Origin of the sequence: Herbaspirillum sp. LeCh32-8 (assembly GCF_017814915.1) — a bacterium.
Lineage (GTDB): Bacteria > Pseudomonadota > Gammaproteobacteria > Burkholderiales > Burkholderiaceae_D > Herbaspirillum.
The window spans coordinates 101,361-124,954 of sequence record NZ_JAGIPZ010000010.1 but is presented as its reverse complement, the minus strand read 5'-3'; the positions used below and the strand labels follow the sequence as shown (position 1 = coordinate 124,954).

21 protein-coding genes are annotated in these 23,594 nt (G+C 63.0%); 12 read left to right on the top strand and 9 right to left on the bottom strand.

Annotated elements, in window-relative coordinates; all coding sequences use genetic code 11:
* Positions 1–11 precede the first annotated feature (11 nt).
* The 3 genes from J8I26_RS17240 to bcsZ are packed head-to-tail and all read left to right on the top strand — an operon-like array spanning position 12 to position 6,315.
* Positions 12–2,345: a cellulose biosynthesis cyclic di-GMP-binding regulatory protein BcsB gene (locus J8I26_RS17240; protein WP_209608329.1), complete on the top strand. Its 2,334-nt coding sequence runs from the start codon at positions 12–14 to the stop codon at positions 2,343–2,345.
* 2 nt (positions 2,346–2,347) lie between these two features.
* Positions 2,348–5,125, top strand: coding sequence for a cellulose synthase subunit BcsC-related outer membrane protein (locus tag J8I26_RS17235; RefSeq protein WP_209608328.1), 2,778 nt, complete (start codon positions 2,348–2,350; stop codon positions 5,123–5,125).
* On the top strand, positions 5,122–6,315 hold the full coding sequence (gene bcsZ, locus J8I26_RS17230; protein ID WP_209608327.1) for a cellulose synthase complex periplasmic endoglucanase BcsZ: 1,194 nt from the start codon (positions 5,122–5,124) through the stop codon (positions 6,313–6,315). Before J8I26_RS17235 ends, bcsZ begins: the two co-directional genes overlap by 4 nt.
* A 258-nt stretch (positions 6,316–6,573) precedes the next feature.
* Here the strand turns inward: bcsZ and J8I26_RS17225 are convergent, their stop codons facing one another.
* The 5 genes from J8I26_RS17225 to J8I26_RS17205 form a co-directional block, all read right to left on the bottom strand.
* Complete coding sequence (locus J8I26_RS17225; RefSeq protein WP_209608326.1) at positions 6,574–7,893, bottom strand: MFS transporter; 1,320 nt, start codon at positions 7,891–7,893, stop codon at positions 6,574–6,576.
* Positions 7,894–8,131: 238 nt separating this feature from the next.
* Positions 8,132–8,884 carry an SDR family NAD(P)-dependent oxidoreductase gene (locus J8I26_RS17220; RefSeq protein WP_209608325.1) on the bottom strand — a complete coding sequence of 251 codons (753 nt, stop codon included), beginning with the start codon at positions 8,882–8,884 and terminating at the stop codon, positions 8,132–8,134.
* Positions 8,885–8,979: 95 nt separating this feature from the next.
* Positions 8,980–9,825 (bottom strand): ureidoglycolate lyase, encoded by an 846-nt coding sequence (locus J8I26_RS17215; RefSeq protein WP_209608324.1) that lies wholly within the window; start codon positions 9,823–9,825, stop codon positions 8,980–8,982.
* Positions 9,826–10,107: 282 nt separating this feature from the next.
* Positions 10,108–12,609 carry an ATP-binding protein gene (locus J8I26_RS17210; protein WP_209608323.1) on the bottom strand — a complete coding sequence of 834 codons (2,502 nt, stop codon included), beginning with the start codon at positions 12,607–12,609 and terminating at the stop codon, positions 10,108–10,110.
* A gap of 155 nt (positions 12,610–12,764) precedes the next feature.
* Positions 12,765–13,298 (bottom strand): YetF domain-containing protein, encoded by a 534-nt coding sequence (locus J8I26_RS17205; RefSeq protein WP_209608322.1) that lies wholly within the window; start codon positions 13,296–13,298, stop codon positions 12,765–12,767.
* A gap of 226 nt (positions 13,299–13,524) precedes the next feature.
* Here J8I26_RS17205 and J8I26_RS17200 point away from each other — a divergent pair, with 226 nt between their 5' ends.
* The 5 genes from J8I26_RS17200 to J8I26_RS17180 all read left to right on the top strand — a co-directional run bounded on the left by J8I26_RS17200 (position 13,525) and on the right by J8I26_RS17180 (position 16,934).
* Positions 13,525–13,704, top strand: coding sequence for a hypothetical protein (locus J8I26_RS17200; RefSeq protein ID WP_209608321.1), 180 nt, complete (start codon positions 13,525–13,527; stop codon positions 13,702–13,704).
* A gap of 79 nt (positions 13,705–13,783) precedes the next feature.
* The gene (locus J8I26_RS17195; RefSeq protein WP_209608320.1) at positions 13,784–13,972 is read left to right on the top strand and encodes a hypothetical protein; all 189 of its coding nucleotides are present in this window, start codon (positions 13,784–13,786) and stop codon (positions 13,970–13,972) included.
* Positions 13,973–14,009: 37 nt separating this feature from the next.
* On the top strand, positions 14,010–15,170 hold the full coding sequence (locus J8I26_RS17190) for a zinc-dependent alcohol dehydrogenase (RefSeq protein WP_209608406.1): 1,161 nt from the start codon (positions 14,010–14,012) through the stop codon (positions 15,168–15,170).
* Positions 15,171–15,267: 97 nt separating this feature from the next.
* Positions 15,268–15,783 carry a hemerythrin domain-containing protein gene (locus J8I26_RS17185; RefSeq protein ID WP_245200397.1) on the top strand — a complete coding sequence of 172 codons (516 nt, stop codon included), beginning with the start codon at positions 15,268–15,270 and terminating at the stop codon, positions 15,781–15,783.
* Between the two features lie 89 nt (positions 15,784–15,872).
* Positions 15,873–16,934, top strand: coding sequence for a PHB depolymerase family esterase (locus tag J8I26_RS17180; RefSeq protein ID WP_245200387.1), 1,062 nt, complete (start codon positions 15,873–15,875; stop codon positions 16,932–16,934).
* A gap of 61 nt (positions 16,935–16,995) precedes the next feature.
* Here J8I26_RS17180 and J8I26_RS17175 read toward each other — a convergent pair whose 3' ends face one another.
* Positions 16,996–17,247: a hypothetical protein gene (locus J8I26_RS17175; protein ID WP_209608319.1), complete on the bottom strand. Its 252-nt coding sequence runs from the start codon at positions 17,245–17,247 to the stop codon at positions 16,996–16,998.
* A 61-nt stretch (positions 17,248–17,308) separates the two neighbouring features.
* Entirely contained in the window at positions 17,309–17,794 is a 486-nt protein-coding gene (locus tag J8I26_RS17170; protein WP_209608318.1) for a YetF domain-containing protein, read from the bottom strand.
* A 181-nt stretch (positions 17,795–17,975) separates the two neighbouring features.
* Between J8I26_RS17170 and J8I26_RS17165 the strand changes: the two genes are divergently transcribed.
* Together J8I26_RS17165 and J8I26_RS17160 are read left to right on the top strand one after the other, a co-directional pair.
* The gene (locus J8I26_RS17165) at positions 17,976–18,161 is read left to right on the top strand and encodes a hypothetical protein (protein ID WP_209608317.1); all 186 of its coding nucleotides are present in this window, start codon (positions 17,976–17,978) and stop codon (positions 18,159–18,161) included.
* Positions 18,162–18,272: 111 nt separating this feature from the next.
* The gene (locus J8I26_RS17160) at positions 18,273–18,548 is read left to right on the top strand and encodes a hypothetical protein (protein WP_209608316.1); all 276 of its coding nucleotides are present in this window, start codon (positions 18,273–18,275) and stop codon (positions 18,546–18,548) included.
* Positions 18,549–18,672: 124 nt separating this feature from the next.
* Here J8I26_RS17160 and J8I26_RS17155 read toward each other — a convergent pair whose 3' ends face one another.
* On the bottom strand, positions 18,673–20,061 hold the full coding sequence (locus tag J8I26_RS17155) for an iron-containing redox enzyme family protein (protein ID WP_209608315.1): 1,389 nt from the start codon (positions 20,059–20,061) through the stop codon (positions 18,673–18,675).
* A 270-nt stretch (positions 20,062–20,331) separates the two neighbouring features.
* Here J8I26_RS17155 and J8I26_RS17150 point away from each other — a divergent pair, with 270 nt between their 5' ends.
* Entirely contained in the window at positions 20,332–20,571 is a 240-nt protein-coding gene (locus tag J8I26_RS17150) for a hypothetical protein (RefSeq protein ID WP_209608314.1), read from the top strand.
* 35 nt (positions 20,572–20,606) lie between these two features.
* On the opposite strand, the gene J8I26_RS17145 is transcribed toward J8I26_RS17150, so the two are convergent.
* Entirely contained in the window at positions 20,607–20,882 is a 276-nt protein-coding gene (locus J8I26_RS17145; RefSeq protein ID WP_209608313.1) for a hypothetical protein, read from the bottom strand.
* A gap of 450 nt (positions 20,883–21,332) precedes the next feature.
* Here J8I26_RS17145 and glgX point away from each other — a divergent pair, with 450 nt between their 5' ends.
* The gene (gene glgX / locus J8I26_RS17140; RefSeq protein WP_209608312.1) at positions 21,333–23,549 is read left to right on the top strand and encodes a glycogen debranching protein GlgX; all 2,217 of its coding nucleotides are present in this window, start codon (positions 21,333–21,335) and stop codon (positions 23,547–23,549) included.
* Positions 23,550–23,594 lie beyond the last annotated feature (45 nt).

Sequence of the window (23,594 nt, the reverse complement as noted above, 5' to 3'; positions counted from 1 at the left end):
CCGGAGCCTCCATGACTTCGCCCCGAAGCCTGAATCGTCTGACTCGTCTTCCTTTGCACGCGCTGCTTGGCGTGCTGTTTGCCGCGCTGCTGACGGCCGGCCTGCAGCTGCCGGCACAGGCGCAGCCCGCTGCTGCGCCCAAGGTTGCGACGCCAGCCACCACTGCGGCAACCGCCACGGCGGGGGCGACCGGCTCGCGCGAGATTCGCCTGGCTGATCTCGGTGCTCAACCCGGGCCGATGCGTTTGACCCGGCTGGACGGCGCGGCCATGCTGAGCCTGCCGCTCTCGCGCCGGGAGAACATCAAGTCCGCGGCGCTGCATCTGGTTGCCACCAATTCCATCGCGCTCAACAACCGCTCGCAACTGGTGGTGCGCCTGAACGGCCACAGCATCGCCCAGTTGCAGTTGTCGGCGCGCCAGCCGGAGATCACCGCCGATATCCGCCTGCCGGCCGAGCTGCTCAAGCCGGGTTACAACCAGCTGATCTTCCGTGTCGCGCAGCATAGCCAGGACACCCAGTGCGAAGACCCCAACGCACCCGAGCTCTGGACCGAGATCGACACCACGCAATCGACGCTGCGGCTGCAATCCGAGCTGCGCTCGGTCGCGCCGATGCTGTCGGACCTGGGCGACCTGTTCGACCCCAAGCAGCACGCGCAGCAGAAGTTCAACATCATCACCGCCCGCCATCCCGACTCGGACGACGCCTTGTCGGCCGGCGGCATGGTGGCGCAGGGCATCGGCCTGAAGTTGCGCTATGTGCTGCCGACCATCACCCAGGTCGATGCGCAGGCGGGTAGCGGCGCCGGCCCGGTGCCGGGACTGCAACTGACGGGATTGGGCAATGCCGACAACGTGCTGGTGGGCACGCTCGACCAGCTCAAGCCCTTCATCGATCCCAAGGTGGCGGCGCAGATCAAGGGCAGCTTCCTCGGGGTGTATCCGATGCCGGACGGCCAGCACGTGCTGCTGATCGTCTCCGGCGCCGACGAGCGTCAGGTGCGCCAGGCGGCGCAGGTGTTCGCGTGGCAGAACCTGGAATTCCCGCAGCAGGCGCAATGGAACATCACCGACTTCACGCCGCCTGAATTGCCCAACTATCTGCCGCAGGCCAACATCGCCACCGAGGGCGTCTACAGCTTCAAGCAGCTGGGTTTCAGCACCGCGCCGATCACCACCGTGACGCCGGCCGAGGTCAACGTGAACCTGCCGCCCGACGTGTACGCGCAGGAAGACGCGCAGATGGAGTTCCATCTCAACTTCTCCCAGGGCGCGATGCTCAACTCCAGCATCGTGATCAACCTCTACCTCAATGACGTGTTCCAGCGCGCCATCTCGGTGGAAGACCGCCAGGGCGGCTTCTACGACAACTACCGCCTGACGCTGCCGCTGCGCCACTTCAAACCGGGCAACAACGTGCTGTCGTTCCGTCCCATCATCATGCCCAACCGCCAGTGCGACCAGACCGGGCCGCTCAACATGAGCCTGTTCGACGATTCCTCGGTGAAGGTGCCCTACATCTATCGCTTCGCCCAGTTGCCTGACCTGTCGCGCTTCTCCAGCAGCGCCTTCCCGTATGTGACCCGGAGCGACGGCAGCGAGCTGGCGCTGGTCGTGGCCGGCCGCGACAGCGCCACCATCGGCGCCGCCTGGACGCTGCTGGCCAAGGTCGCGCAAAAGCAGAGCGTGCCGCTGGGCGCCGCCCAGGTGACCTTCGGCAAGCCGACCGTGAACCGCCATGCGCTGATCGTCGGCGCGCTCGGCAATCTGCCGCGCGAGCTGCTGAAGGAGGCGCCATGGACGCTGGAGCAGAACCTGAGCTTCGCCGGCGCTTCCATCCCGGTAGCCAGGCCGGGCAAGGAATCGAACTGGTTCCGCCAGCAGTTCCAGACCATCGCCGGCACCAATCGCAGCAATGCCGATTCCACCTATCTCAACACCGCAGTCACGGGGGACGCCAGGCTCAACAAGCAACTGGTGGTAATGCAGTTCCGCTCCGCGGCGCTGGACGACCACACCGCCACCGTGTTCGCGTCGGCCACGCCGGAGGAGCTGCAGCAGGGCGTGGCGCAACTGGTCTCGCCGGCCTACTGGAACAACATCGCCGGCGATGTCTCGCTGCTGTCGTTCGGCAAGCCGGAAGTGGCGACCCAGCGCATCGGCCCGACCTATGACGAAGGCACCATCGGCAAGGCCGAGTATCTGGGCTACATTGCCTCCAAGTATCCGTGGATGTGGTACGGCGTGGTGATGTTTGCCCTGCTGGTGCTGGCGTGGTTGTGCTGGCGTCAGCTGCGGGCTCACCTGCGCCGCCGTCAGGGCAAGCGCAACGCCGATATCTGATCATGGGCGGCGCAAACCGACTGCGGTATCTGCCGCATCCCGTCTGGCTGGTCGGCTTGGCGGCCGGTCTGCCGCTGCCGCCGGCCATGGCGCAGCAGCAGGGCAATGTCACCAGCGTGCAGCGCCAGGCGCAGCAGGTCGAGATCAAGCGCGGCCAGGGCGCGGTAAGCGTGACGCAAGGCGAGGGCGCGCGCGCGGCGCGCAGCGTGCAGCAGGACGTGAAGCTGCGCGCCGAAGAACGCCGGCGTGAGTTGGCGGACACGCGCCGCCGGCAGCAAGCCTTGTTGCCGGGGCCAGCCGATGCGGCAGGTGCGCCGGCCACCGCCGCTGCAGCGGCCGGCGTGGACGAGCAGCCGCTGTGGGCGCTCCTGCATCGCAAGGATCTCGCCGGTTTTGATCGCCAGCTTGCCCGCACGCGCGCGCAGGCGACGGGTTGGTCGCCGTCATCCCAGCTGCTGGCCGAACGCGCGCGTCTGCAAAAGGAGGGCGAGATCGAGCGCCTGTTCGCCTATGCGAAGAGCGGGCCGGTGGGGCCGCTCAGCACGTCGCAGCTGCAAGACCTGATGTCGCGTTACCCACAGGACTTTTCCTGCGCCCGCATCGACCGGTTGTGGAGCGCGGCCGAGCTGTTGGCCCGCGCCGGTCACAAGGACGCAGCCTTCGCGCTGTATCGCTCGGTCTTTCCCGATTGCGCGCCGGCGTCCAACCGCATCGCCACGCTCTACATGGCGCAGCAGACGCTGGGCTCCGACAGCGAGATGGTGGGCACGCTGGTCGCCGCCGAGCATGGTGGCGTGCGCGATGCCGACAGCGACGCCAAATTCCAGCGCCTGCTTTACGACCGCCGCTTGACGCAGCTGGCCGCGCTCGATCCCGCGAGCGCGCAGGCGTGGCAGTTGCTGCCCGACATGGCGGAAGACATTCGCGGATATCTTGACGCCGCCGCCGCAACGCTGGCCGGCTGGATCATGCTGGCCCACAACGACCTGGCTGAAGCCGCGGTGTGGTTCAACCGCGCGCACCAGTGGCAGCCCGGCAACGTCGATGCGCAACTGGGTTTGCTGCAGATCCGCTTGCAGGCCGGCGACATGGCCGGCGCCGACAAACTGCTGGCTGAACCGGCGTTGGCCGCCGATCCGCGCGCCAGGGCGCAGCGCGCGCGCCTGCAGTTGCTGCGCGCCGACCGCTACAACCAGACCAAGGATTACGCCGCCAGCCTGGCCACGCTGGACGAGGCCGAGAAGCTGGGCGCAAGTCGGCAGCAGACTGCCGCGCTGCGTGGCTGGAACCTGTACGGCAGTCAACGTTATGAACAGGCGGCGCAGCTCTTTGCCGCGCAATATCGCGCCTCGCGCGATGCGCGCGCAGCCGAGGGCTGGGCGCTGTCCGAGAACGCGCGCGGCCGTCTGCCGCAACTGGCCGCGACGGCCGAGGCAAAGCAGGCGCCGCTGTCGACTTACGTGACGGCGTTGCAGAGCCAGCAGCTGTATTACCAGAAGCAATTCGTCCTCGCCGACAGCCTGCGCCAGCGCGCCGAAGAGCAGATCGCGGCGCAGCCGGCCGAGCAGGCAGAGGTCCTGCGCGAAAGCGTGCAAGGCTATCTGCCGCAGAACCTGCAGGGCATTCGCGCGGCGTCGGTCACGGCCGGGATGAGCTATTCCAACCATGCCGGCGCCGATGGCCAGGGGCATCTGGAAACGCCGGCGCCGGCGCTGCGCGCGCAGTGGTTCGGCGGCGCCGACGGCACGCGCCAGTACGATCTGCGGGTGCGCAACGTGCGCCTGGATGCGGGGGCGATCGCGCCCGACAATGTTGCACGCGCGCTCGGCGTGCCGGCGGCGTCGCTGCAATCGGGCTTCGCCAATGTGCGCGAGGTATGGTTTGGCGTGGAGGACTCCCTCTGGCTGACCGACGCCGGTCGCCTGGCGTGGCAGGCCGCGGCGGGCGTGACCGACGGCGGCGCGGGCGGCAGCGAGCTGCACGCGCAGGCGGCCGTCGGGCAGCAAAAGGAATGGGGCAGCTGGAGCGCGTATGTCGGCAGCAATCCGGTGCGCGACTCCTTGCTGTCCTGGCGCGGCGTAGCCTTGGCGGGAACCGGCGCGTGGTGGGGCGACGTGCGGCGCAACGCCATCGGTGCCAAGACGCTGGTGCAGGTGGCGCCGCGCTGGAGCGTTTCCGCCAATGCCGAGCTCGCGGCCTTCAGCGGCCACAACGTGCAGGGCAACAGCGCAATCGCGCTGGACCTTGGCGCCGGTTACGACCTCAAGTTGGGCGGCTTCGATTACTTCAACCTCGGCCCGGCGCTGCACTATCTGCACTACGACAACAACCAGAACCAGTACGGCTGGGGCCTGGGCGGCTACTACAGCCCGCAGCGCTCGGTCAGCGCCGGCATCGCCTCGCAGTTCATGACGCAGGAAGGGCACCAGAGCCAGCTCTCGGGCAACCTGGAACTGGGCTGGAACAGCGCCTCGCAATCGGCCGCGGCCTGCTTGCCTGTGCCGTATCGGGCGGTGCCGGCGTCTGCCGTCAATTGCGGTTATGCTGGCGGCAACGACAGCGGCATGTATGCGCATGTGCAGCTGGCGGCGGTCAGGCGCCTGGCGCCGCGCTGGCAACTGGGCGTGCTGGGCGATCTCAACCTCACCCCGGGACGCGACCGCCAATATGCGGCCATGCTGTTTGTCCGTTACTTCTTTGACGACCGTGCGGCCGTGTTCAGCCGCGACCTGCCCAAAACCACGCGCGATTTCGCCGGACAATTGGACGATGGACGATGACCCCTTATTTCCCCAAACGGCGGCTGTTGCTGCAGGCCGGCGCCGCACTGGCTCTCGTGAGTTTCCTGCCCGCGCTGGCTACTGACGCCGCCGCCCAATCCTGTCCGGCCGGCTGGCCGCAATGGGAGGCGTTCGCGCGCCGTCACGTGCAGGCCGACGGCCGCATCGTCGACTTTTCCGTGCCTGAGCAGCAAAGCACCTCCGAGAGCCAGTCCTACGGCATGTTCTTCGCGCTGGTGGCCGACGACCGCGCGCGCTTCGCCGCGATCTGGCGCTGGAGCCGCGACAATCTCGGCGCCGGTTCCGATAAGCTGCCGGCCTGGCACTGGGGCCGCCGCGAAGGCGGCAGCTTCGGCGTGATCGATCCCAATTCCGCTGCCGACGCCGACCTGTGGTTCGCCTACGCGCTGCTGGAGGCAAGCCGGCTGTGGCAGATGCCCGAGTACCTGAAAGCCGGCATGGCGCTGCTCAACCAGGTCAAGGCGCAGGAAGTGCGCACGATGGGGGAGCTCGGGCCGATGCTGTTACCCGGCCCGTACGGCTTCGATATCGGCCGTGAGCGCTGGCGGCTCAATCCGAGTTACCTGCCCTTGCCGCTGCTGCGCCGCTTTGCCGCCGTCGATCCGAGCGGCCCGTGGAGCGCGATGGCGCAGGGCGCGGCGAAGCTGATCACGCAATCGGCACCGCAGGGCTTCGCGCCGGACTGGGTGATCTATGACGCGGCCAAGGGCTTCCAGCCCGACAGCGAGCGCTCGGTGCTGGGCAGCTACGACGCCATCCGCGTCTACCTGTGGGCCGGCGTGACGGACGACGGCGATGCGCTGGTGGCCGCTATCCGCAATGCGCTGGCGCCGATGACGCGCGCCATCGTCAACTATGCGGCGCCGCCGGAGAACATCAATAGCGTCACCGGTGCGCCGCAAGGGCGCGGCCCGGTGGGCTTTTCCGCTGCCGTACTGCCCTGGCTGAAATCCACCGGCGCGGCCGAGCCGCTTGCCGCGCAGGAGCAGCTGGTGCGGGACAAGTGGACGGCATGGTCGCGCGCGGTCCCACATGCCGGCGCCGCCGGGGATGGCGAATTCAACTACTACAACAGCGTGCTGACCTTGTTCGGCTGGGGCTGGCTGCAGGGGCAGTATCGCTTCGATGCGGCGGGCAATTTGTCGCCGGCATGGGCGTGCAAGTCGTAGACTTTTGTGTCGTCGCGAGCTTGCGGTTGTGGTGGCTCGACGTGCGTTGAACGACACTGGGTTCCTGCTTTCGCAGGAACGACAGGCAGTGAGTGGCTGGAACCGCAGGAGGTATTGGCTAACTCTTCAGTGTCGTCCCTGCGAAAGCAGGGACCCAGTGTCGTTTGTCATGCCTCGACTCTTGACTAAGGGGGCCACATAAAACGAAACCCGCCTGATGGCGGGTTTCGTATTTGCAGCGTCCAGCGATGGGGGCAATTACTTTTGCGCCGGCTCACGGAAGTAGATGCGGCGCGGCAGGGCCCACAGCAGCAGCGCTGCGCCGACCGCGCATTCCAGCGCCACCACGTACAGGCCGATGGCCGGGCTGCCGGTGATGTCGCGGATCTTGCCGACCATGTAGGGGGTGATGATGCCGCCCAGCTGGCCGACCGAGTTGATCAGCGCGATGCCGGCAGCGGCCGCTGCGCCCGAGAGCACGCGCGGGGGCAGGATCCAGAACAGGCCGATGCCGGCGATGATGCCGGTGGCGGCCGCCGACAGGGCGATCACCAGGATCAGCGTGTTGCTGCCGAAGTAGGCTGCGGCGGCGTAGCCGATGCCGCCCAGCAGCGCGCAGCAGGCCAGGTGCCAGCGGCGTTCGCCGGTGCGGTCCGAGCTGCGGCCGATGAAGATCATGCCCAGGCCGGCACAGATGTAGGGCAGCATCGAGATCAGGCCGATGATGAAGGTGTCGTCGGTGCCGGCGCTCTTGATCAGCTGCGGCATCCAGAACACCAGGCCGTAGATGCCCGAGGCCAGCACCAGGTAAATCAGCGACATGACGATGGTGGTCGGCTGCTTCAGCGCGGCGCCGAAGGAGTGCACGGCTTCGCTCTTGGGCTCGGCCGCGATGCGATCGATCAGCAGTTTCTTTTCTTCAGGCTTGAGCCAGCGCGCGTCCTCGATCTTGTCGTCGATCACCAGGAAACACACCACGCCCAGCAGGATAGAGGGAATGCCTTCGAGCAGGAACAGCCACTGCCAGCCGTGCATGTCGGCCATGCCGTGGGTCCACTTCATGATGCCGCCCGACAGCGGGCCGCCGATGATGCCGCACACGGCGATGGCAGCCATGAACAGCGAGTTGATACGGCCGCGGCGCACCGACGGGAACCAGTTGGTGAAGAAGTACAGCGCGCCCGGCACGAAGCCGGCTTCCAACAGGCCGATCAGGAAGCGCAGCACGTAGAAGCTGGCTTCATTGCTGACGAACATCATCGCCGCCGAGGCGATACCCCAGGTGACCATGATGCGGGCGATCCAGCGCTTGGGGCCGACCTTGTGCAAGATCATGTTGCTGGGCACTTCGAACAGGAAGTAGCCGACGAAGAAGATGCTGGCGCCCAGGCCGTAGACGGCGTCCGAGAAGCCGAGGTCGGTCTGCATCTGCAGCTTGGCGAAACTGATGTTCACCCGGTCCAGATAGGCGAACACGAAGCAGATCATCAACAGGGGCACGAAGCGCCAGGTGATCCTGCGGTACAGGTTGGATTCTTGTAGTTCCGACGCGGTGGCCGGGTAGGGTACTGCTGCCATGGTGTGTCTCTCCTCGAAAGGCTTTCTGGTTAAAACCGAAGGCGCGAAAAGGTCCATCGCCGCCGCGCATGCGCAGTGGACGTGGTTCTGTCGTTATGTTGTCGTTGCTATGGAGCGGCGCACGAAAGGACTCCGTGCGCCGGTGCTGCTTTTTTAATACTTGTTATGGCTTGCCTTGCGCCTAGCGGGGCCGCATCCCGTCTCCGTGCGGCCCGCCGTTGTTGTCCGGTCGCCCGGATCAATAGGTTGCGCGGCCGCCCGAGAGGTCGAATACCGACGCGGTGGTGAAGGAGTTTTCTTCCGACACCAGCCAGGCCACCATCGCGGCCAGCTCTTCCACCTTCAGGAAACGCGCGCGCGGGATCTTCGACAGCATGTAGTCGATGTGCGCCTGGGTGCATTGCTCCAGGATGCGGGTCTGTGCGGCGGCCGGGGTGATGGCGTTGACGGCGATGTTCTTGGTCGCGGTTTCCTTGCCCAGGCTCTTGGTCAGGGCGATCAGGCCGGCCTTGGCGGCGCTGTAGGCCGACGCGGTCGGGTTGCCTTCCTTGCCGGCGATCGAGGCGACGTTGACGATGCGGCCGTAGTTCTGCGCGATCATGCGCTGGACCACCACCTGGTTGACATAGAAGGTGCCGTTCAGGTCGATGTCGATGACGCGGCGCCATTCTTCCGGCGAGTAGTCGGCGACCGGGTTGTTCTGGCCGGCGATGCCGGCGCTGTGCACCAGGATGTCGATCGACTGGGTCACCTTCTCGGTGGCTTCCATGGCCTTCTTGACGTCGGCTTCATTGGCGATGTCGACCTTGATGGTCTCGACATTGCCCAGCGGCTCCAGCTTGGCGCGCGCGTCGGCCAGCGCCTTCTCGTCCATGTCCCACAGCACGACCTTGGCTTTGCCCTGCAGCAGGCGCTCCGCGACCGCGTAGCCGAAGCCTTGCGCGCCGCCGGTGATGATGGCGCTGCGGCCCTGGAAATCGTAGTGATTCATCTGAGTTCTCCTTCTCGTGGTCCTGTTATCGGTCGGCGCGGGCCGCGTGGGCCCGCGCATCGTTCTTATTCTTCTGGTTTGCCTTGAGCCGGCGCTCAGGCGTTGACGGTCTTCTGCTGTTGCTCGCCCAGGCCGTCGATGCCCAGACGCATGACCTGGCCGGCGCGCAGGAACACGGCTTCCGGCTTGACGCCCATGCCCACGCCCGGCGGCGTGCCGGTGGAGATGACGTCGCCCGGCTGCAGGCTCATGAACTTGGACAGGTAGGCGATGATGTGCGCCACGCCGAAGATCATGGTGCTGGTATTGCCGTTCTGGTAGCGCTTGCCGTCCACTTCCAGCCACATGCCCAGCTTCTGCGGGTCGGCGACTTCGTCGCGGGTGACCAGCCACGGGCCGATCGGGCCGAAGGTGTCGCAGCCCTTGCCCTTGTCCCAGGTGCCGCCGCGCTCGATCTGGTATTCGCGCTCGGAAACGTCGTTGACCACGCAGTAACCGGCCACGTGCGACATCGCATCCTTCTCGTCGATGTAGGTGCCGCCCTTGCCGATGACCACGCCCAGCTCGACTTCCCAGTCGGTCTTCTTGGAGCCGCGCGGGATCTTGACGTCGTCATTGGGGCCGACGACGGCGGAGGTCCACTTGTTGAACACCACCGGCTCGGCCGGAATAGGCAGGTTGGATTCGGCAGCGTGGTCGGCGTAGTTCAGGCCGATGCAGATGAATTTGCCGATGTTGCCCACGCAGGCGCCGATGCGCGGATTGCCATCCACCACGGGCAGGCTGTTGATGTCCAGCGCGCGGATCTTGGCCAGGGTCGCGTCGTCCAGCGAAGCGCCGTTGAGGTCCTTGATCTGGCCGGACAGGTCACGGATCTTGCCGGCCTGGTCCAGAATGCCGGGTTTTTCCTGCCCAACCGGGCCGTAGCGGAGTAATTTCATCGTGTTTCCTTTGAAGATAGGTTGTCTCAAATCGGCGTCGGCAACGCGCCAGGGCAAACCGGGCGCACTGCGGGCCTTGTCGTTTTGCGGGTTGGATCATACCAGTTTATTGGTAAGACCAATAGCGCGGTGGGATGAGTTTTGGTTATCGGGTGATCGCCGACGGGAATGTCGAGCAGCATCGTTGCGCTGGATTTTTCCCGCGGGAAATATCGTTCTGCGTCGATAGCTGGTGCCGCTGATCGTTTGGGCAATCGCGCAAACGCGTCGGATGTTTAATTTTTATTGGCTCCGATACGTCTCGTCCGGTCCTGTCAGAATGCCCCGGATGCGCCGTGACAACGTATCCATTTTGAAAGGCTTGGTCAGCAGCTGCATGCCGGGTTGCAGATGCCCGTTGCCGATGGCGGCGTTTTCCGCATAGCCGGTGATGAAAAGGACTTTCAGATCCGGTCGCAGCGCCCGGCCGGCGTCGGCAACCTGGCGGCCGTTGATACCGCCGGGCAGGCCGACATCAGTGACCAGCAGGTCGATGCGCACGCCGGACTGGATGATGCGTAGTGCCGAGGGACCATCGACCGCCTCCAGCGCCACATAACCGGCATCGCCGAGCACTTCGGCGATAAGCGTCCGGATAGATGCCTCGTCGTCCACGACCAGCACCACTTCGCCACTGCCGCCGGATCCTTGGGCCAAGTGCACTTCGGTCTCTTCCCTCTCGGTGGCATCCCTGTGATGGCGCGGCAGATACACCGATATCGTGGTGCCGTGGCCCACTTCGGAGTAAATCCGTATCTGCCCTCCGGACTGGCGGGCGAAACCGTACACCATGGACAAGCCCAGCCCGGTGCCTTCGCCGATCGGCTTGGTGGTAAAGAACGGATCGAAGGCACGCGAGATGACATCGGGCGTCATGCCCGTGCCGGTGTCCGTTACAGAAATGGAAACATACTGTCCCGGCGGCAGATCTCGTTCATGCGCCCATTTGTCGTCCAGCCATTTGTTGGCGGTCTCGATGGTCAGGCGTCCGCCATCGGGCATGGCGTCGCGCGCGTTGATGCACAGATTCAGCAGTGCGCTTTCAAGCTGCGGCGCATCCACCAGCGTCGACCACAAACCGCCCGCGCCGACGACCTCCAGCTCGACGCCGGGGCCGATGCTGCGCCGGACCAGGTCTTCCATACCGGTAATCAGGGAATTGACGTTGGTCGGTTTGGGATCCAATGTCTGACGCCGGGCAAAGGCCAGCAGGCGTTGGGTCAGCGAGGCGGCGCGGTTCACGCTGCGCAGGGCAATATCGATGTAGCGGCCGAGGTCTTCGGTACGCCCTTGTGCAAGCCGCACGCGCATCAGATCCAGACTGCCGGTGATCCCGCCCAGCAAGTTATTGAAGTCATGCGCGAGGCCGCCGGTAAGCTGGCCGATAGCCTCGATCTTCTGGGAATGGCGCAACGCCTCTTCGGTTGCCATCAGCTCACGGGTACGGGTGCTGACCTCTGCTTCCAGCGACTCGTTGATTTCACGCAAGCGCGCTTCGCTGACCGCCAATGCCTTTTCGTTGTGGATGCGATCGCACGCTGCACGCGCCAGTTCGGCGACTTCTGCGACCAGTTGCAGATCGTGGCCGGTCCAGACGCGGGGATGGTTGTTGCTGACATGAACGACTGCCACCAGGCAATCGTTCGCCATCACCGGAAAATCCAGGAAGGAGGCAGCGTCCCATCGCTTGTAGAGCGGCAGGAACGGAGTCGTCTGCGGATCCGAGATCACATTGCCTACCTGGATGACCGCGCCGCCGCGCAGTGCATCGCTCATCCTGTGCTCATCATGGAGCTCAGTGAGCGCTTCGGGTTGGGCCAGAGGGCCGAAGCTCCAGTCGCCTCGCTGCGCGGGGTCGCCGTTACTGGTATCGATGATCTTGTAAGAAACCCACTTCGCGGCCAATGCTTCGCCGATGACGCGGGCCGCGATCGCCGCGACATCTTCCAGTGAGCTGGAACCGCCGATCTGTTCAGCCAGCGTGGAGAGCGCCTGCTGGCGAGCCTCGGTATATTTGCGCTCGGTGACGTCGCGCGTCGTGCCGGCAACGGCCTCCACCTCACCGTCAGGGCCCAGGACGGGGAACAGAATGTAGTCATAGATACGGCGGCCGAAGGCACCGTTGAAGGGAACGTCGCCGCGCACAGGCTGCTTCGTGGCGCGCACTTGCTCAATTTCGCGACTATGCATCTCGGCGTGCCATGGCTCGTAGCCGAGTTCGAGGCAATTCTTGCCGATTGCCCCGTCCCAGGTCTGATTCCACATCTGCAGCAGCACCCGGTTGGCATAGATGAAGCGATGATTCAGATCCCAGCAATAGGCCAGATCGGGCGTGTTGGACAGGAAGGTTTCATAGAAGCGGCGGCGGCGATCGGATTCGCCGGTTGAGCCGGCGACGTCGGAGCCGGGCGCAACGTGGCGCCAGCAGACGCAGAGATTGCCGGCATCCGCATAGCAATGGATTTCATAGGAGCGCTCGTTGCGGCCATGGCGATGGATGAAGGTTCGGGGCAGCCGGTCTCGCGCGACGTGGCGCAGATGCTCTTCAAATTCGCTGCCAAGCAGCTCGGGGAATGCGTCCCACAAGCTGTTCGTCGGGAGTGCGAGCGGCGGGCGACCGATAAGCGCCTTTGCCGGGCCGTCCAGATAGATGAATCTCCAGTCGGCGTCCAGTGAGAAAAACGCATTCGCAACTGCGTCGGGTTGCGCAAACGAAGCTGGCTCGGGGGAAATCGCGCTGTGCATGACATGCCTTATGGATGGATAGCGCGATTTTATGTGAGCCCATCCGAAGTCGCTGTAGGACAAACAGCATATTTGATGGGCTCGCAGCCGGTAGAGGAGACGGAGCAATACTGCTTGTTGTTCTGTCAATGGTTGCGTCACGTTCGCTCTGGAGCTTATTGCGGATCGGCATGCCGGGACTGCCGTACCACGCTGATCTCTCCGTTGCGCTCCAACACCGCCAGAACGACCTGATCAAGGTCGGCGCCGTTTCCCGTCTTGCGTAAAGCGGTCTTCAGATCATGTCGGCTGATGAGGCCGGCGTGCATCTCCCGCGGCTGCTCTTTGCCATCCCGAATCAGGATTCGCTCCCGTCCGCTCAACAGGTCGTCCAATCCCGGCCAACGTATCAATAGCATGGCCAGAAGGCGATGCAACAATACGATCGTGGCGCCCGCGCATAAAGTCGGCAGCATGGCGGACGCACCCACTACCGCGCGGCTGAGGATCGCCCCGAGCAGCACCATCAGGCACAGATCGAACGCGCTGCCCTGACCGAATGAGCGCCGGCCCGCAGTGCGCAGGAACAGCAGTGTGGCGAGAAACACCAAGAGCGCACGCACGACCATCGACGACGCGTCCAGTTCGTCGCTCTTTCCGAGCAGATCAAGGCCGTCCCAAATGCCGGCGTACAGTGCTGGAAAATCCATGAGAGCCTCCTTGTCGGTTTCCAGATTCGACCGCAGTCTCGCCGGCTTGATTCCAGGCGGGTGCGAATACGACTCTCATCAACCCGCGCTGACTTGTCCGTCAGCGAACGCTCACTGCGCAAGGCGTGCCTGACTGATAGCCGCCTCGGGGGCGGGCCGTTAGTCTGAATGCTCGGTAGTGCACTTCGCACTTCCGAGTCTTTCAAACATCCAAGGAGATATGCATATGTCTAGCGAACACACCCGCGGCGGCAGCCACGAACAACACGTCAAGGCAGGGCAGCAAAGCCACAAGAATTCTCCGGCATCGGACAGCAGCACCGCGAAGTCGGCCAGCTCATCGCAAGGGGGCAGCCACGAGCAGCACGTGAAGGCCGGTCAGCAAAGCCACAAGAACACCAAGTGACTTGCTGAACGCGTTTCCAGCAACGGCCGTCCGAAGGGCGGCCGTTGCTTCGTCAAAGTTCAACCATGAGGAGGCCGCCATGTCCATCGAATCGAACATCCCTTCACGCGAAAATCCCAGCCCGCGTCAGAGCGCCGGTGATGCGACCAGCCGCCAGGCCAAGGGCGAGCACATCGAAAATCGCGAGACCGATACCGACAGCCCCAACAAGGAAATTGCCAAGCCCGAGTTCGATGCCGTTCAGCCGCCTGCGCGGCGCGAGCAATGACATCTCGTATCGCCGCCCACCTCAACCGGAGAACGCCGTGCGCGCATTGATCTACCATTCCTCGCACGATGTGCGAGTCGACAACGTACCCGACCCGATGTTGCAGGAGCCTGACGACATCATCCTGAAGGTCACCGCGACAGCCATCTGCGGTTCCGACCTTCACCTCTACCGGGGCAAGATCCCGACGATGCGCGAAGGCGACATCCTGGGCCACGAGTTCATGGGCGAGGTGGTCGAGGCCGGGCCCGCCGTCACCAGGCTGCAGGTGGGTGACCGCGTGGTAGTGCCTTTCGTGATCGCCTGCGGCAGCTGTTTTTTCTGCGACCAGCACCTCTACTCGGCGTGCGAAACCACCAATCCGGATCGGGGATCAATCATGAACGGCAAGGGCATCCGCTCGGGCGCCGCCTTGTTCGGCTACAGTCACCTCTACGGCGGCATGCCGGGCGGTCAGGCAGAGTACGTGCGTGTACCGAAGGCCAACGTCGGTCCTATCAAGGTGCCGGGCACACTGGCCGATGAGCAGGTGCTGTTCCTGAGCGACATCTTGCCGACCGGTTATCAGGCCGCGAAGAATGGCGGCGTGAAGGCCGGCTCCAGCGTGGCAATCTACGGAGCCGGACCCGTGGGTCAGATGGCTGCAGCCAGTGCACGCATGTTGGGCGCGGAGAAAATTTTCATGGTTGATCACCATGCTTACCGGCTGCAATTTGCAGCGGAGCAGTACGGTGTGATCCCGGTCAACTTCGACGAGCTTGATGCCGCCGACCACATCATCAGCAACACATCCGGCCGCGGCGTGGATGCGGTCATCGATGCGGTGGGCTTCGAGGCCAAGGGCAGCACGCTGGAGACCGCGATGGCTGCAATCAAGCTGGAGGGCAGCAGCGGCCAGGCGCTGCGCCAGTGCATTGCCTCGGTGAGGCGAGGGGGAACCATCAGCGTGCCGGGCGTGTATGCCGGTTTCATCCATGGCTTCATGTTCGGCGACATCTTCGAGAAGGGTGCCTCGGTCAAGACCGGGCAGACTCATGTTCAGCACTACATGCCCGAGCTGCTCGGCTTCATCGAGGAGGGACGGCTGCATCCCGAAGCCATCATTACTCACCGTTTGCCGCTTGCGCAGGCCGCGCAGGGCTACAAAATATTCAACGAGAAGCAGGAAAACTGCCGCAAGGTAGTGCTGACCCCTTGAACCTGGCGCCGGCTACGTCGCGCGGATGCCCCTTCGTCGGAAGCTTCTCACAGCAAAACCAGAGAATCACCGATGTCGGGATCCGGTCCGCGTGAGCATGATGAACCTGTTGCACCAAGCCACTTCACAGGAGACCATTATGGATAGCCAGGACGCAATCAAACTGTTGGAAGCCGACCATCGCGAAGCCGAGTCTTTGTTCGATCAATATGAAAAGATGAAAGATAAAGCCAGCGCCCAGGAAAGAATGGAGATCGCCAAAAAGGTCTGCAGCGCGCTGCTGATCCATATGGAGATCGAGGAGAAAATCTTCTATCCGCAAGTGCGGCAAAAGATCGATGACGATGACCTGATGAATGAATCGGTAGTGGAGCACGCCGGCGCCAAGGATCTGATCAAACAGATCGGACAGCTCAAGCCGGATGATCCCATGTTCGACGCCAAGATCAAGGTGTTGGGCGAGCAGATCAAGCATCACGTGGAAGAGGAAGAGACCGAGATGTTCCCAAAGGTGAAGAAGGCCAGGCTGGATTTGTCGGTCATCGGCGCCGAGCTGCTCAAGGGGAAGAACCAGATGCGCGAAGAGCACGGCCTGACGCCCGTTGCAGCCTGAGGCCTTCCGGTGGACAAGGTCTTCAGCCGAGGATCTTGCCGCGGTGCCTCTGTTGCTCCTCCAACACTTGAGCCCGGGCGCGTTCCCTTATGTTCAGGAAGCTGAATCGATTGTGGTATCGCGGGATCGAAAAGCTGGTGAGGCAGCAGGGCCGGCGCATTCGGGCCGGCATTAAAAAGCGCGGGGTTGCGCAAGGTGCAGCCGCTTATTCCGGGCGAACATCCGATAAGGGCGCCGCCCCGGCGGCTAGCTGGCTGCCGCGCCGTTTCGCCAAGGAGGGCGCGGGAAGGGGCCTGAGCTACCGGCTGTTCTTGCCATCCCCTCCGGCCAGGGATGCCGCCGGCATGCCGCTGGTGATCATGCTGCACGGCTGTCACCAGGATGCAGATGAGCTTGCAAAAGGAACCGGCATGAATGTGCTGGCAGAGAGCAAGGGATACGCCGTTGTTTATCCCGAGCAGTCACTTGGCGCCCATGCGCGACGATGCTGGACGTGGTACGACTGCACTACGCAGCGCGGTGGCGCAGATGCCGCGCTCATTGCACATCTGATCAGGGAGTTGCTTACTCTCTACCAGATTGACCCGCAACGCATTTATGTCTGCGGCATATCGGCGGGCGCGGCAATGGCCCATATTCTTGCTCTTCATTATCCGGAGCTGATCGCGGCGGTCGGCATGCACTGCGGTCCTGTGTTCGGGGCCTGCCGCAGCGCAGCCGGAGCCATACGCGTCATGCAACACGGCGCTCTGCATGTTGAGGCGCCTATCGATGACATATTGAAAAAACGTGGCGCTGCCGCCCCCATGCCTGCCATTCTTCTTTGCGGCGACAACGACCAGGTGGTGCGATCGATCAACGGAAGGCAGTTGGAGCGGCAGTTCCTCCGGCTCAATCAGGCTTGGCAGCCTCTGGCGCAACCGCCGGTGACCAAGGCATTTGGTCGAACTTCTTCAGCAACAAGGCGCAAGCGCCGCATGCTGGTTCGCGACTATCGCGCAGGGCGCAAGCTGTTGTTGCGCTCCGTCCAGATAGAAGGGCTGGGACATGCCTGGAGCGGCGGGGATGAAAGCGTTCCCTTTCATGCGAAAGGTCCCAGCGCCAGCAGGCTGATGCTGGATTTCTTTTCTCGTCATCGGCGCCTCGGGTGAGCCGGCCGCAGCACCGTCGCCGCGTTGCATTCGCTCATTTTCCGCTGCATATCGCTTCCTGTCAGGCATGCCCGTCGGGAAGCCGCAGTTTTTCATCCACTATCCGCCGGCCCTCGGCATGTCCTGCCTCTATCGCCGTCTCGCCGCTCGCATAAGGCGTCTGCAGGTCGAATCCGCTTGCGACCAGCCGATCCCCGGGGGAGTCAGGATTGAGCGCATCGAGCTCAAGGATGAACCACGACAAGTCTTTCTCTGCGCACAGCACCCGGATCTCGAAATCGCGATAACTGATCACGGCATACATCTGTTTCATCTCATCCCCTTTGCCAGGTTTGAAAATCGTTGAGAGCCCCGGCCCCTGAATAAAGAACAGCTTACTTTTTCCTGAGCACGCTGATTTCTCCGTCGCTTTCCATGGTCATGGCCTCGACTTCGGCAAGCTCGCCGATGCCTTTTTCCCGAAGCTTGGCGTGGATCTCGTCGATGGTCACAAATTCCTTGCGCATGTTCCGGCGCAGCAGCCGGCCATGTTGAACCAGGGGCAATGGTCGCGGCTCCAGCAGCTTGCGCAGCCGGGTGGAATGAAAGCTGGCCACGTCGATCAGGTAGTTCCAGGTCATCAAGGTCAATACCAACAACAGGGCATCGGGCACAGTGTCGGAGTCGCCGCTCATGCCGTTCTGCGACGCGTCAGCGACGATCACCACCAACAGGAAATCGCCCACGCCCACATTGCCGGTGTCGCGCCTGAGAACGAATCGGAAGAACACAAACAAGAACAGATAGATCAAGGTGCCCCGCAGTACGATTTCCAGCGGTGAGACGCTGAAGCTGGTGAGCTCATCCCATTGCACGTTCATCGCGCACTCCTGATATTGGATGGAAGTTTGACTGCCGCCCGCAGACTTAGATTCACCAGGACGTTTGCCTTTCTAAAGCCGGCTCTCCGAATGTGAGGATTTTTCTGACGAACGAAAGCGTTTTATCCCGATGGGAAGCAGGCCCTCAGCGCATTAGTCTGCATATTTTGAGGAGATGAATATGCGCGAACAGAAAAATGAGGCAAAGCCCGGCGAGACCTCACGCGAGACGCATTACGAAAAGGAGGCCGAAGGAAAGCAGGGAACGATGGGAGGGCAGGCGCCTTTGCACGCTCCCGCGGGCGTTCAGAAGCCCGGGCCGGGCGGGGTATTGACAGAGAAGGGCACGCCCCAAAAAGACGAATAGGCAGACGCACGATTTTCGCGACCCACGGGGCGCAAGCGCCCGGGCGTGAATGCAGCGGCTGCCGCGGATCAACGGTGCAAACCGATGAGTTGGCCCAGGGAGGACTGGCGGATGAGTATCTACCGGCGCAAAGCATCGAAAGACCGACCACCGGCGGTGACGGCAAAGCTGACGTACAAGGGCAGGAAGCTGTCGATCCGCGTGCTGGCCGCCCGTGACCACAGCGGATGGGTTGCGGTCGTCCATGTGGATGGCTTGCTGTTGTTTGTCCCGGAGGCGATGTCGTACGCCGATCCACACGATGCCCTGGCCAACGCCGAAAAGCACACGCGCACAGCGATCGACCGGCTTGATGAGAAGCTTGCAGATGCGGGCGAATCTGATTGACCAGGCTGGCAGCGGCCTCATCGATAGCGACGACAGGGTAGGGTGGCGGCTTGACGCCAACCCGATAGGGAGACGTTACCATCCAGGCGTCACCGTCTCCCCCTATCCATCATCAAAGAAGCCATTAACTTGTTGGCCCATGACGATAAGCGCGGCTGAAGACGCGCGTGGCCAGTAAACCATCAGAAAAATAATGACGGCCCGGCGCCAATTCGGCGATCAGTTCATCTAAATCAGCAACAGAGCGGGGGGTGAAAGGAACCTCGACAGGCCCGGTTGCCGCCATGCTCGTCCGCGCTTTGGCGCGAAAGCTCGCGGTGCGCGGCGCCGGCACGCGGCCGTCTTCGATCCATTCTTTCAGTACAGCTTTTTCGTAGCTGGTAAATACGCCGAACATTTCGCCGCCGGCTGCGTTCACGAGGCGCCAGAAGCGGCTGTGCTCTGCCGGGGCACCGCGGAGTATCCACTTTCCGTTCACCAGCTCCACGAGAAACCGGGCGATCGAGGCGGGCTCTTCAAGCCACTCGTTGACGGTCTTGCCGCCGATGCGGCAATAGTCCGAGTGCATCATTTTCCCGTAGCGGGCCTTCTCCGCCAGGATCCTGACCACTTCGCGCTGCGTATCGAATGATTCGATCACGCTCATGGTGCTGGCGCCAAGCTCGTTGAGCAGATAGCCGCGCCTTACGCCCAGCAGGAAGCGCTCACGGTCGGGAGCGAGGGCCGCGGCTGCCATGACTGCTTGCGCCGCCTTCCTGGCATGACCGCTTGCGGCATTGTCGATGGTGACATGCAGCGTGAAATAGTAAGGATCGATGCCCAGCTCGTTAAGTTCATAGGCCGTGATAAGCAGATGTAGCGGTAATTGCTCATAACCTAGATTGAAGCCGAATACCTCGGCCTGCAAATCATGGCCGTGATGGGCCAGCGCCAGTTGTATCGCGCCCTGCACGTAATGCTCATCCGACAGCCGCCCTGTGTGCTCACAGCCACTGGACTGAAGCAGACTGCGGAACAAGGCTACATGGTTCATCGCCGGATCTCCGTCCCCCAATTCTTCCAGATAAGTGAGGATGAGCGGAGCCAACAGCGGATCGCGCCAACCTTTGAGCGCACTGTAGAGCCAGGCGCCGTCCACCAGCTTGGTCGGCGCGACCCGCATCAGAAAGTTCAGCGCATGGGCGCGACTCGAGAAGAATCGGCGAGGCGCGCCAGCGGTGCGCTGTTGCAGATATTCCTCATACGCCTCACCCACGCGCAGGCTACGCTCTTCCATCCATGCTGCGAGCAATGCGGGATCCGCAGGCAGATCGCAATCCAGCGCTTCGGCGTCGCGCAGCCGCGCATCAAGAAATTGCCGACCGGCAAGCAATGCCGACGCATTGGGTCCGGGTACGAACAAACTGCCATAAACCTCGGCAGCGATGCCGCCGGCGGATGCGATGGCGGAATGATCCTGATAGCGACGTGACGCCGACTCGGCTGCCGCCAATTCATGTGCGGTGGTTCGCATACAACCTCTTGAGCAATAGGAGACATCACTGAGCATGCGGTGTCGGCGGTGGATGCGCTATCGGCCGATGCCCGCCGTGCGTGTGGGAAGACGCCGATGGCGCGGTAGGATCGAGCGCACGCCCGTGCGAGCCCGCTGACAGAGCCTGGTCGATCGCGGAACCGGGACTCGATGGGGCGTTCAAACCGGCAAGCGCCGAGTCCGGCGCGAGAGATATCACCACGTCGACAAGAATTCACCGCGCCGGGGCGCCTTCGCAACCAACACGCTATGCCGATCTACGAACGAAAAGCACACGAGGGAAAATATCTCTATCGCTTTCGCTACAGCGAACAAGCCGACGGATGGCAGCTGGACGCCGCCCAGGTAGTGATGGATGACGAGCCCCTGACGCAGTGGCGCAAGGTGAATGGCGTTTTTGCCAGCGAGGCTCAGGCGGTGGCGCGCGGCATCGAGTGGTGCGAAGCCATCGTCGCGCATCTGAACACGGACAACGTGCCCGGTGAGTGAATGTGGGCGGCGCGCCCCGTCAGACTGGCGCGCGATTAGCGGCCGAGGCTCTGCAGCGCCATGCGAAGGGAATGCGCATATTGCGGATGCTGGCTGTGCACATGACAAAGCTCATCTTCTATGGCGAGCGTTAAAAGCGCCTTGCAGGTAGGCGCATCAGCAACATGCGCCACATGCAAATGGTCTATCGCGCGCAGTAAAAGCGGCTCCATGCGTTCCAGATACTGGATGCCGTGCGCGGTAAGGTAGGCGATGTTCTTGATCAGAAGCAGATAATGCTCCACAAGCAGCGTTCTCGTCTCCATTGCCATCTCCCCGTCCTTAAGCTCTACTATAAGTTCTACTTTAGGCTGTGCGCTTCAGGCGGGCTATCAGGTTAATCCCGAGCTCGGAAGAGATGCGGGCATCTGAACCGGCTCCAGCGTCAGCTTGCGGGTGGCGCCTTCGCTTGTCGATGCTATTGCATGAACGATGTACGCGCGTCGCTTTACAGGTATCGCATCCGGTCCCGAGAGGGCGTTTCCTTCCGTCAATATTGCGTGGTTTGCCGCACGGGCACCGGCGTGGCAACTTCCCGGGTGGCCTACATGAGCTTGCGATGCCATCCGACTGCCGCGAAAAAAAAGTGTAACTAAACTTTGCTTCACATCGCGGCAGGGCATCCGATGTTTTCCGGCGGCTGAAACAAAGGCCGCCATTCGGGAAAGCGTCTTGCAATTGCATGCGCCGTACTTCCATCATTTTCCTGAACGCCCATATCCATGAAAGACGACGTCAGAAACGCATCCCAACCCTTCGTTCCCGATGCCGGCGACTACGCAGCGCGCATTCGAGAGGGAGCTCCATTTCCTCGCGGCGCCACCTACACGGGAAGCGGCGTAAATTTCGCTGTCTTTTCAGCGCACGCCACGGGCGTGGACCTGTGCCTGTTCGACGAGGCGGGCGAACATGAGATCGCGCGCATCCCCATGCCGGAATATACGAATGAAGTATGGCACGTGCATATTGACGGACTGCAGCCGGGCACCGTCTACGGTTATCGAGTGCATGGCCCCTATGACCCCGCCAATGGCCACCGCTTCAATCCCAACAAGCTGCTGATGGATCCGTATGCGCGTCGTCACCTGGGTGAGCTGACATGGGCGCCGGAGATCTTCGGATATGAGCTCGGCAGTCCCGAAGGCGACCTCAGTTTCGATACCCGTGACAGCGCTCCGTTTGTGCCGAAGTGCGTGGTGGTCGACGCCGCCGATACGCCGCTTGTGCCGACCCGGCACCGCGTGCCATGGGATAGCACGGTATTCTACGAAGCCCACGTGCGCGGCATGAGCATGCGCCACCCGGAGGTGCCGGAACACCTTCGCGGGACCTTCGCCGGCCTGGCCCAACAACCGTTGGTGCGCTACATGAAGGAGCTGGGCGTGACGTCGGTGGAATTACTGCCGGTGCATTCCTTCGTCAATGACTCCTACCTGTTGGACAAGGGCCTGACCAATTATTGGGGCTATAACAGCATCGGCTTTTTTGCAGCGGATCCGCGCTATTTCTCGCGCCAGGATCCGTCGGAGTTCCGTGAGATGGTCGACGCGCTGCACGAGGCCGGGCTGGAAGTCATCCTCGACGTGGTCTACAACCACACTGCGGAAGGCAACGAGCTCGGCCCGACGCTGAGTTTCAAGGGCATCGACAACGCCTCCTATTACCGCCTCATGCCGGACGACCGCCGGTACTACATCAACGATACCGGCACCGGCAATACGTTGAACCTGTCTCATCCGCGTGTGATGCAGATGGTCACCGACAGCCTGCGCTACTGGGTGCAGGAGCAGCATGTCGACGGCTTCCGCTTCGATCTGGCCACCATCCTCGGGCGCGAGGACCACGGCTTTGAGCAGCGCAACGGCTTTCTCAACGCCTGCATGCAGGATCCGGTGCTGTCGGCCGTCAAGTTGATCGCCGAGCCTTGGGATTGCGGTCCGGGTGGATATCAGGTGGGCGGCTTCCCACCCGGATGGGCCGAGTGGAACGACCGCTTCCGTGACGATGTGCGCGCTTTCTGGAAGGGCGACGAATCCATGGCGTCCAAGCTGGCCACGCGTTTCTCCGCCTCGGCCGACATGTTCAATCATCATGGCCGGCGCGCCTGGTCCAGCGTCAACTTCATCACCGCTCACGACGGCTTCACGCTGCACGACCTGGTGTCATACCAGGACAAGCACAACGAGGCCAACGGCGAGGATAACCGCGACGGCCATTCCGACAACCGCTCCTGGAACTGCGGCGCCGAAGGGCCGACCGAGGACGAGGCGATCAATGCGCTGCGCCGGCGCCAGCAACGCAACCTGCTGTCGACGCTGCTGCTGGCGCAGGGTACGCCCATGCTGGTGGCCGGCGACGAGTTCGGCCGCTCGCAGCAGGGCAACAACAATGCGTATTGCCAGGACAACGACATCAGCTGGCTGCAATGGCAAGCCATCGATGACGCCGGCCGCGCACAACAGGACTTCACGCGCCGCCTGCTGGCCTTGCGCCGCGAACTGGGCGTGCTGCGCCGAAGCCGTTTCCTCAACGGCGAATACAACGAAGACCTGGGCGTCACCGATTCCATGTGGATCGCCGCCAACGGCGAGACCTTGACGCAGGAGCAGTGGAACGACGCCCACATGAAATGCTTCGGCATCGTGCTCGACGGGCGCTCGCGGGAAAGCAACATCCGGCGTCATGCCGGGGATGCGACGGTTCTGGTGGTCTTCAACAGCCATCATGACGTGGTGGAATTCACGATGCCGCCGGTGGCCAACGGCGAGCGCTGGATCGGCCTGATCGACACCAACGTACCGCAACGCCCGGAGCTGCCGCGCTTCTCGCCCGGCGAGGGCTATACGGTGTCGCCGCATTCCCTGTTGCTGTTCCTGCTGGAATCGGACAACCAGTCGGGACGTCGCGCGGAGGCGATTATGACGGTTCAGCAAGCGTGAGTCGCTGTCGTCCGGATCGATGGACATATCTGCAGCGCTTCAGCT